The organism is Rhizobacter sp. P3_B12, assembly GCF_056402895.1.
The window spans coordinates 1-2,458 of record NZ_JBFUGN010000922.1 but is presented as its reverse complement, the minus strand read 5'-3'; the positions used below and the strand labels follow the sequence as shown (position 1 = coordinate 2,458).

The window sequence follows — 2,458 nt, the reverse complement described above, 5'->3', positions numbered from 1 at the left end:
ACCACACGCAGATCGTCGGCGGCGTGCTCGCCGACGAATGCGGCGGCGTGCTGCGCGAGTTCTTCGCCGAACGCCGCGAGCTGTACCGCCAGCGCCGCGCCGGCGCACAGCCCCCATCCCCCGCGCCGGCTGACGAGCCGTCCGGCATCCCCACCGGAGAGGTACTCGAGATTGAGCCCGCAACCCCACCATCCTTCACACCTCCATTCGCACCATCATCACCATCACGATGATGAGCCGGCAGGCCGCTCGCTGACGATCCTGTCGCCGGCCGGCGTGGTCGCGAGTGCGGCACCGCTGCGCCGTGCCGTGAAGCGCCTGACGGCGCTCGGCTTCGAGGTCAGCGTCGACGAATCGGCGCTGGCGAAGCACCAGCGCTTCGCCGGCGACGACGACCTGCGCCTGGCCGCGCTGCACCGCGTGGCCCGCCAGGCGCCGTCGATCGCGATGGCGGCACGTGGCGGCTACGGCCTCACGCGGCTGCTCGACCGCATCGACTGGAAGCTGCTCGGCCACAGCGTCGAGCACGGCACGCGCTGGGTCGGCTACAGCGACATGACGGCGCTGCAGCTCGGCCTGCTCGCGCACACGAAGTCGACCAGCTGGGCCGGGCCGATGGCCTGCGGCGACTTCGGCGCCGAGGTGCTCGACGAGGTGACGCCCGATTGCTTCTCCGAGGCGATGACCGGCGAACTGGAGGCGGTGGGCTTCCGCACCGAAGCCGGTTTCGAAGGCCTGGAACTGAAGGGCACGCTGTGGGGCGGCAACCTGTGCGTGCTGAACGCGATGCTGGGCACGCCGCACTTCCCGAAGGTCAAGGGCGGCATCCTGTTCGTCGAGGACGTCAACGAGCACCCCTACCGGATCGAGCGCAGCCTGCTGCAACTGCACCAGGCCGGCGTGCTCGGCACCCAGAAAGCGATTCTTCTCGGTGCGTTCACCGAGTTCCGCAAGTCGCCGCTCGACCGCGGCTACTCGCTGAAGCGCATGGTCGAGCACCTGCGAAGCGTGACAAAAGTCCCGATCCTGACCGGTTTGCCGTTCGGGCACGTGCCGACGAAGCTGACACTGCCGATCGGTCGCAAGGTCACCCTGCTCGTCGACGGCCGCAACGTCCTGGTGGGCTGGTAGCTGGCTGACTTCTTGCTTGCAACCGAATGCCCTGCAGGCTCGGGGCCGGTAAAGCCGTGGAAACCCCTGGCAAACCGGCTGCTCGCCGGGCTTTATCATTGCTGACTGCCTCGCGGCGACTCGGCCACAAGCCGGGTTGTGTGAGGCTCTTGTTTTTTGTCCGGCCTGTGCTTACCCGCACGCGCCGTTTGTCTGCTGTCGAAGGAGTGCGCGGGATGCGGGGATCTGGAACGTGGCTGGGCCGTGGGCTCGCAGCCCTGCTCACCACCTGCGCCGTGCTGGCCGGTTGCGACAACAGCCCGCAGCCGAAGGGCGCCGCGCAGACGAACACGATGTTCACCGCGTACCAGGAGCGCTCGCCGCGCTACCTCGACCCGACCGCTTCCTACGCGAACAACGAGACGCCGATCACGTACCAGGTCTATGACCCGCTGTACGCGTACCACTACCTGAAGCGCCCGTTCGAGCTGATCCCGAAGACGGCCGCCGAGATCGCGCACCCGCACTACCTCGACAAGAACGGCCAGCCGCTGGCCGACGACGCACCGGGCGAGCTGGTCGCCGAGAGCGTCTACGACGTGAAGATCAAGCGCGGCGTGCTGTACGCGYCGCACCCCGCCTTCGCGAAGAACGAGCAGGGCGCGTACCTGTACCACGATCTGAAGCCCGCCGACACCGAAGGCAAGCGTTCGCCGTGGGACTTCGCGAAGACCGGCACGCGCGAGCTGGTGGCCGACGATTTCGTCTACGCGCTGAAGCGCCATGCCACGCCGCGCATCGAGGCACCGATCTACGGCATCTTCTCGGAGTACGTGATCGGCCTGAAGGAATACGGCACGCAGATCAAGGCCGAGGATGCCAAGCTGCGCCAGGGGCTCGACCCGGCCTCGCTCGACAAGCCCTTCCTCGATTTCCGCAAGTGGCCGCTGGCCGGCGCGAGCGCGCTCGACGACCACACGCTGCGCATCCGCATCCGCGGCAAGTACCCGCAGTGGAAGTACTGGATGGCGATGACCTTCCTCGCGCCGGTGCCGTGGGAGGCCGACAAGTTCTACGCCCAGCCCGGCATGGCCAAGAACGGCCTGGCGATGACGCGCTGGCCGGTCGGCACCGGTCCCTACATGCTGACCGAGTACGTGCAGGACCGCCGGCACGTGCTGAGCCGCAACCCGAACTACCGCGAAGACCTCTACCCCTGCGAAGGCGAGCCCGAGGACCAGGCCGCCGGCCTGCTGAAGGATTGCGGCAAGCCGATGCCCTTCATCGACAAGCTCGTCTTCAACAGCGAGAAGGAGAAGGTGCCGTACAAGGCCAAGTTCGTGCAGGG

Annotated in this window: 2 protein-coding genes and 1 pseudogene; all 3 read left to right on the top strand. The window is 67.6% G+C overall.

Annotated elements, in window-relative coordinates:
* A pseudogene (locus AC1D01_RS30110) lies at positions 1-233 on the top strand (hypothetical protein); the annotation flags it as partial.
* Positions 172-1,131 carry an LD-carboxypeptidase gene (locus tag AC1D01_RS30105; protein WP_477872972.1) on the top strand — a complete coding sequence of 320 codons (960 nt, stop codon included), beginning with the start codon at positions 172-174 and terminating at the stop codon, positions 1,129-1,131. The pseudogene AC1D01_RS30110 and the gene AC1D01_RS30105, both read left to right, overlap by 62 nt.
* Before the next feature lie 215 nt (positions 1,132-1,346).
* On the top strand, positions 1,347-2,458 hold a 1,112-nt coding region (locus AC1D01_RS30100), incomplete at its 3' end, for an ABC transporter substrate-binding protein (RefSeq protein WP_477872970.1).